Source organism: Nocardiopsis sp. TNDT3 (assembly GCF_003427465.1).
GTDB classification, from domain to species: Bacteria; Actinomycetota; Actinomycetes; order Streptosporangiales; family Streptosporangiaceae; genus Nocardiopsis; species Nocardiopsis dassonvillei.
Map to the genome: position 1 here is coordinate 1 of NZ_QPFC01000783.1, position 7416 is coordinate 7416.

Sequence of the window (7416 nt, forward strand, 5' to 3'; positions counted from 1 at the left end):
CCAGGGCCGCCACCGGCCCACGGCCGCGCCGACGACGTCCAGGGCGTGGTAGAGCACCTGGAGGCCGCAGACGACCTCGACGTAGCGCAGCGGCTGGAGCGAACGCAGCGCGCGCACCCCGTCCAGGAAGCGGCGCACCGGGGCGACCCGGTCGTAGTGGGTGCTGACGCGGTAGGCCGCCCCGCCCTCGCGGGCCGCGCCCAGGGTGGCCGCGAGTTCGTCGTGGTGCAGCGGGCCCTCCTGGATCACGTGCACCCCCCGGCGCAGCAGGGCGCGGGCCAGCTCGCTGCCCGGTCCGCCGTTGACTCCGGCGTAGACGGCGACGCAGGCGAACCGCACGCTCGCGGGCAGGTCGTCGACGGAGGTGTACAGGGGGACCCCGGCCGCGCGGGCGCACTCCGCCGACCTCGCGCTGCCCCGGGCCAGGACCCCGGCCAGGCGCAGGTCGGGGTGGTCGCGCAGGGCGGCGAGGTAGACGCGGCCGAAGCCGGTCCCGCACACGACGGTCTCGCCGCGCCCGTCTCCGGTGCCCGTCACAGGACCCCCTCCTCGACTCCGGAGTGCGCGTCATCGTCGTCGGTGAGGCGCAGGAACGCGACTCCGGGCGCGTCCCGCAGGCCGTCGAGGACCCCGGCGGTCGGCAGCGCCTCGCCCGCCCAGTGCGTTCCGTCCGCCGCCCCGCCCCCGGCCGCGAACCGCACCGCCAGGGCCGCGGCCTCGGCGCTCAGGGCCGGACCCGCGCCGGTGAGCGCGAGGACCCGGGTGCGCTCACGGCCGCCGATCCGGCCCCCGGCCCGCAGCACCAGCGCCTGGTACTGGGTGCGGCCGAACACCTCCAGGCCGGAGGCGCGCACGAGCAGGTCCGCCAGGGCGTCGGGGTCGGTGACACCCCGGCCCCGCGTCCCGGCGAGCGCGTCGGTGGTGCGCGTCCCCTCGAAGACGTGCCACCAGTCCAGGCGCTCCAGGGACAGGGCGCGTGCCAGGCGCTCGGCCTCGGGGCTCAGGAAGGGGTGCAGGGACACGGGCCGGGGCAGGAAGGGCAGCCGCGCGTCCGCCTCGGGCCGCAGGGCGCCCGCGACACGGCGGCCGCCGCGCCAGGCCGCCAGCGAGCGGTCCGCGCCGGAGGCCAGCCCCGCGACGTAGTCGCGCGCGGCCGCCGGGGTGAAGCGCTCCAGGCCGCCGGAGTGGACCGTCATGTCCGTCACCCGGTCGAAGCCGTCGGCCAGCACGCGGGGCAGCAGTGTGCTCAGCCCCGGCAGCAGGCCCGCCCCCAGCAGGGCGCAGCGGCCCGGCGCCGGGTCGGGGTCGTCCGGTCCCGCGGGGGAGAGGTGGTCGCGTCCGTCGTCCCCCACCGACACGTAGTGGGCGCCGGCCGCGGCCGCGGCCCGCAGGACCCGGTCCCCCAGGAGCGCGGAGGGGCCCGCGCAGTTGACCACCACGTCGTGGGAGGAGCAGAACTCCGCCAGCCCCGCGGGGTCCTCGGCGTCGACCACGCGCACGGCCGCCCCGGGGGGAGGGCCGGACAGGCGGCCGGGGTCGCGTACGCCCGCCGTCAGGCGCGCCCCGGTACCGGCCAGCCGCGCCAGCAGCGCGGAACCGACCGCCCCCGCGGCGCCGAGTACGCCCACGCGGGTCATCGCGGCCCCCTCCGTCCCGTGCCGTGCGGCGCGCGTCGGCCCGCCGTGAGGAGGAGCCGCGCGGTCGTGTCCACGTGCGGCTCGCGCAGGCAGGAGAAGTGGTCCCCGGGCACGTCCTGCACCGTCAGCTCGCCCAGGCACAGGTCCCGCCAGAACCGCGTCATGTCGTGGCGCAACCAGGGCAGGAACCTGGTGTCGGAGGCCTCCCGCAGGAACACGGCGTCGCCCGCGTAGGGCTGGGGCCGGTGCGCCGCCACCGCGGCCATGCTGTGGCGGTACACGGGGTACAGCGCCGCGACGTCCTCGCCCGCGAGCCCCGGACCCACCGCTTCGGCCATCGTCTGGAAACGGGCCGCGGCCCCCTTGTCCGCGAGGGCCCGGAACGCCCGCGCCGCGTCGGCCAGGCCCTCCTCCTCGGGGAGCCGGGCCAGCGCGCCCTCGGGCACCCGTCCCGGCGTCCGCGCCAGGACGGCGTCGAAGGCCCGGGCGAGCACCGCGTCGTCGGGGTAGCCCAGCTTGGCGGTGTCGGCGCCCAGCACCCGGGCGAAGACGAACTCCAGGACGAGCTCGTCGCGGACCTCGTGGGGCAGCCGGTAGCTGCTGATGATGCTCAGGCTGGCCACGTCGGCCCCGGCCTCGGTGAGGTTGCGCGCGACCTCGGTCGCCAGCAGCCCGCCCATGCAGTAGCCGACCACGTGGAAGCGGCCCCCCTCGCGGAGCAGGGACTCGGCGTAGTCGGCGGCCAACCGGTCGATGTGCCCCTCCGGGGGGTCGTCGTCGATCCGGCCGCCGTCCAGCGCGATCCCCAGGAGCGGGCCGTCCGCGGCCAGCAGGGGCGACAGCGACCGGTAGGGGTTGAGCGTGCCCGTGCCGTCGTGGACCAGGACGCGGGTGGCCTCCGCGCCGGATCCGCCCGTGCCCACCAGTGAGAACCCGGGGGAGCGCCGTCCGGACCCGGCGGGCGCGGCCGTCCCGGCGTCCTCCCCCAGGGCCGCGGCGAACCCGGAGACGGTGGGGTGGTTGAGCAGGGTCCGCAGGACGGTGTCGTAGTAGTGGGCCCCGACCTCGGGGACGCTCTCGCGCATCCGCCCGGCGACCTGGGCGATGAGCAGGGAGTCCCCGCCCAGCTGGTAGAAGTCCTCGTTGCGGCCCACACGGGAGACCGGCAGCAGGTCGAGCCAGACCCGCGCGATCCGCTCCTCCAGGCCTTCGCGGGGCTCCTCGGCGGCGTCTCCGCCGCCGCCGGAGGCCCCGGGCAGCGCCCCCGCGAGGCGTTCGGCGTCGACCTTGCCGTTGGAGGTCAGCGGCAGGGAGTCCAGCACGGTCACGCTCGCGGGCACCATGTGGGCGGGCAGCGCGGCGGCCAGCCGCGCGCCCAGTTCGGCGGGGCGCGGGTGCGCCCGGTCGCTCTTGTACACGGCGGTGAAGACGTGCTGGCCCAGGGAGTCGGCGGGGTCGTCCGGGCCGGGCAGCACCGTCGTGGCGTCCGCGCCCGACTCCGCGAGCAGCCTGCTCCACTGCGCGACGGACAGGAAGGTCTGGTCGGTGCCCCGGCGCTCGTCCCGGTAGTCCCACTCCCGCGGGTCGTCCTCGGGCATCATGAACTCCATCGAGGTCATGATCTGGAGGTTCTCCCGGGTGGTCTCGATGAACACGAGCCGCCCACCGGGAGCGAGCAGGCCCGCGAGGCGTTCCAGCACCTGCCCGGCGTCGCGCGAGTTGTGCAGCACGTTGGCGGCGACCACGACGTCGTGGCTGTTGGGCGCCAGGCCCTGCTCCCTCGGCTCCCGGTTGATGTCGAACAGCCCGTAGTCCACCCACGGCAGGTCGCCGTGGCGGGCCCGGGCCTCGTTGAGGAAGAACTGGGAGACGTCGGTGAAGGTGTACCTGACGTGGGCGTCGGCCAGGCGCGGGATCAGCTCGCTGCTGGTGCCGCCCACGCCCGCCCCGACCTCCAGCACGCGGCAGGGCCGGTCGGGGCCGAAGGCCGAGGCCGCGCCGACCACGCTCTCCACGGCGGCGGCGTTGACGTAGCGGCTGATGACGTTGTCGCGGTAGGCGGCGTGGGAGACGTCCACGCGCCCCTCGGGGAACAGCAGGGGCAGCGGGTCGGTGTCGTCGCGCAGCAGTTCGGGCAGCCGCAGCAGGCTCTGGCGGAAGTAGTCCAGGAGCAGCCGGGGGTAGGCGTCCTCGCGCTGGAGCCGCATCGCGTGCGTCCAGGCGCGGTCCCGCGCACCGGGGTCGAACGGGAGGGCGGCGCTGAGCAGGTCGCCCTCCCTGCGCAGCAGTCCGTCGCGTTCGAGCGCCAGCAGCCAGCGGCGCAGCAGCCGGTGGTGGCGGGGCGCGGCGGCGGTGGCGTCCGCGATCTCGTCCAGTGTGTGCCCGCGCCCGGGGTCGGCGAGGACCCCCTGGGACGCCAGGGCGTGCAGCATGCCCCGGCGGCAGGCGTCGTCCAGCCGGGACATGAACGCGGCGGTCTCCTCCGGGTCGACGTCACCGACGGCCGCGGAGGCGCGGGCGTGCGCCCGCGCGCGCTCGGCGCCGAGGTCGGGGCGGACCGCGCCGGGAAGCGGGGCGGGCTGGACGAAGGCGGCGAGCCTGCGGGTCAGCGGGCTGTCCCCGACGGGGAGCACGACGGCCGCGCCGACCTCCGGGGCCTCCATGAGGGCGGCCTCGACCTCCCCGGGTTCGATGCGGTGGCCGCGCACCTTGACCTGGCGGTCGCTCCTGCCCAGGAACTCGATCGTGCCGTCGCCGCGGTAGCGGCCCAGGTCGCCGGTGCGGTAGAGGCGCTCCCCGCTCCCGGGGCGGGTCACGAACCTGTCCGCGGTCCGTTCCGGGTCGCCCAGGTAGCCCGACGCCAGTCCCGCCCCGCCGATGTACAGCTCGCCCGGCACGTGGTCGGGGCGGTCGCGCAGGGCGTGGTCGAGGACGTGGAAGGTCTGGTTGGCCAGCGGCCTCCCGTAGGGGATGGAGGCCCAGGCGGGGTCGACCTCGTCGACGGGGAAGGCGATGGACCACACGGCCGCCTCGGTGGCCCCGCCGAGGGAGACCACCCGCAGGCCGGGCGCCCGGCGGCGGATCCGGTCGGGCAGGGCGACGGGGATCCAGTCCCCGCTGAGCATGGCCAGCCGCAGGCTGCCGACGTCCCGGCCGCCTCCGGAGGCGAGGTGGTCCTCCAGCATCTGCATCTGGGCGGGCACGGAGTTCCAGACGGTGACGCCGTGGCGCTCGACCAGCTCGGCCCAGTGGGAGGGGTCCCCCCGCCGGTCGGCGTCGGGCAGGACGAGGCAGGCCCCGGCGCCGAGGAGCCCGAAGACGTCGAAGACCGACAGGTCGAAGCCGAGGGAGGCCAGGGCGATGCCGCGGTCGTCGGCCGTGACGCCGAAGCGCCCGCGCACGTCGTGCAGCGTGTTGAGGGCGGCCCGGTGGGAGACCATCACGCCCTTGGGCCTTCCGGTGGAGCCCGAGGTGTAGATGACGTAGGCCAGGTCGTCCGGGCCCGCGCCGGTCGGGTCCGGCACGTCCGACGGCTCCGGGACGGAGTCCGCACCGTCGTCGTCCACGGTCAGGACCCGGGCGCCGGTACCGGCCGCGGCTCCGTCGGCCGTCCACGGCTGGGCCAGGACGAGGCCCGCCCCGGCGTCGCCCAGCAGGAGCCCGCGGCGGGCCGCGGGCTGCCGGGCGTCCACGGGAAGGTAGGCGCCTCCGGCCAGGAGGACGGCGAGGACGGCCACGACCTCCTCCCAGCCCTTGTCCATGACCACGGCGACGACGTCCCCGCGGCGCAGCCCCTCCCGCCGCAGCCGGTCGGCCAGGCGGACGGCCCGGGACAGGACCTCGCCGTGGGTCAGGACGCGCGTTCCGCACACCAGGGCCGGGCGCTCGGGGTGGGCCCGGGCGACGGCGACGGCGTCCTCGTGCAGCAGCCCCTCGGGCAGGGGAGCGGCGGTGTCGTTGGCGGCGCGCCTGGTCCGGGCCTGGTCCGCGGGCAGCGCCACCGGCGCGGCCTCGTCCCAGGCCCCTCCCTCGGCCAGGCGGCCCAGGAGACCGTCGAAGGCGGCGAACATCGCCTCCACGACACCCTCGCGCAGCACTCCCCGGCGCACGTCCCACCGCGCCGACAGGCGGCCCTCCTCGGCGACGGCCTGGGCGTCGATCCACACCTGGGGGGTCTGGCTGCGCCCGTAGGTCGGGGTGCCGAGGGTCCCCGGTTCCCGCTGCTCCGCCTCCTCCATCCCGACGGTGCTGGTGAAGACGACCGGCATGAGGGAGGCGCCGGGGCCGCGTGTGCGGGCCGTCTCGCGGATGACCTCGACACCGCTGAAGGAGCGGTGTTCGAGGTCGGTCAGGAGCTGCTCCTGCGCGGCACGGGCGCGCCCGGTGAAGGAACCGGCGGAGTCGGTGTGCAGCTCCAGCAGGTTCACGGAGGTGAAGTCGCCGACCAGGCGGTCCACGTCGGGGTGGTGGGCGTTGCGGTTGAGCAGGGTGAGGTTGAGGCAGAAGGCCGGTGCGGCGCTCCAGGCCCCGACGACCTCGGAGAACGCCGCGAGGACGGCGGTGGACGGGGTGATGCCGCGTGCCCGGGCCTGTTCCTGGAGGTCCCGCCAGGCGTCGGGGTCCAGCCCGGTCTCCCACCGGTCGAACCGGCCCGGCGCACCGCGGGCGGCCCCGGGAAGCACGGGGAGCTCCGGTCCCGGGGGGAGGCTGTCCACGCGCCGCGCCCAGTAGGCGCGGTCGCGTTCGTACACGGGCCCCTCGCGCAGGCGGTGCTCGGCCAGCAGGTGGTCGCGGAAGGTGATGCCGAGCTCCGGCAGTTCGGCCCCCGGGTCGCGGTGCAGGAGGTCGAGTTCGCGCACCAGGACGCGCACGCTGGCGTAGTCGGCGGTGAGGAAGTCGATGGAGACGTGCAGGAGGTCGCCGTCGTCGGCCCGGGTGACGCGCACGTCGAACATCGGCCACGTGCCCGGCTCGTAGACGCGGTGGTCCATCTGCTCCCGGACGCGCAGGCGGCGCGCGCGCACCTCCTGCGGGGGCCGCCCGCGCACGTCCTCCACGGCGACGGTGTACTCGGGGACCTCGGGCCGCACCCGCTGGTGGCCTTCGGGGTCCACGACGGCCCTGAGCATGTCGTGGCGGCGCACCAGCGCGTTCCACGCCCCTTGGAGGCGGTCGGGGCGAAGGTCGCGCACGGGCATCTCGGCGTAGACCTGGCAGGGGGAGCCGCCGTAGTCGAACGCCCCTCCCCGGCCCAGGAGGTAGGAGGACTGGACGTCGGTCAGCGGGAAGGGGTCGTGGCGGCCCTCCGCGTCGTGGCGGACCGCGGCCGAGGCCTCCTGGAGGCGGGCGATCAGTCCTTCCCTCCGCGCGCTCAGGCGCTCGCGCAGAGCCGGGTCCAGGACCCCCCGGGGCGCGCGGAAGCGCAGCCGTCCGTCCTCCACCCACAGGTGGACCCCGAGGTCGTGGAGCTCGGCGAGGAGCTGTGCGTGGCCTCCGTTGTCGGAAGTCATAGGGTTCCTTCCTCGAACTCGTGGTCGGCTGAGGACGGGCCGCGGTCCAGCAGGGCGGCCAGCGCCCGGACCGTGGGCGCCTCGAAGACGCGGCGCAGGGGCAGTTCGGCGCCGAAGCGGCGGCGCAGGGCCTCGGTCATGCGGGTGGCGAGGAGGCTGTCCCCGCCCAGCGCGACGAAGTCGTCGTCGCGGTTGACGGTGTCCAGGCCGAGCAGGTCGGCCCAGATGTCGGCCACCGCCCGTTCGGTCGGGCCCTCGGGCGGTGCGCC

The 7416-nt window shown here is 76.4% G+C and carries 4 protein-coding genes; all 4 read right to left on the reverse strand.

The annotated features are described in order from the left end of the window. Positions 1 to 537, reverse strand: a 537-nt coding sequence (locus DQW06_RS19215) for a Gfo/Idh/MocA family oxidoreductase (RefSeq protein ID WP_198662496.1), incomplete at its 3' end; no start/stop codon positions are given. Next, the gene (locus DQW06_RS19220) at positions 534 to 1637 is read right to left on the reverse strand and encodes an NAD(P)H-binding protein (protein ID WP_071621964.1); all 1104 of its coding nucleotides are present in this window, start codon (positions 1635 to 1637) and stop codon (positions 534 to 536) included. The genes DQW06_RS19215 and DQW06_RS19220, both read right to left, overlap by 4 nt. Next, complete coding sequence (locus DQW06_RS19225) at positions 1634 to 7147, reverse strand: non-ribosomal peptide synthetase (protein ID WP_117199043.1); 5514 nt, start codon at positions 7145 to 7147, stop codon at positions 1634 to 1636. Before DQW06_RS19225 ends, DQW06_RS19220 begins: the two co-directional genes overlap by 4 nt. Then, positions 7144 to 7416 (reverse strand): phosphopantetheine-binding protein (locus DQW06_RS19230; RefSeq protein ID WP_157983492.1); only part of this gene is annotated, 273 nt, incomplete at its 5' end. The genes DQW06_RS19225 and DQW06_RS19230, both read right to left, overlap by 4 nt.

Bases quoted from the DNA above. Each gene is read 5' to 3' on its own strand.
- DQW06_RS19220 (WP_071621964.1), bottom strand. From the start codon at position 1,637: ATGACCCGCGTGGGCGTACTCGGCGCCGCGGGGGCGGTCGGTTCCGCG.
- DQW06_RS19225 (WP_117199043.1), bottom strand. From the start codon at position 7,147: ATGACTTCCGACAACGGAGGCCACGCACAGCTCCTCGCCGAGCTCCAC.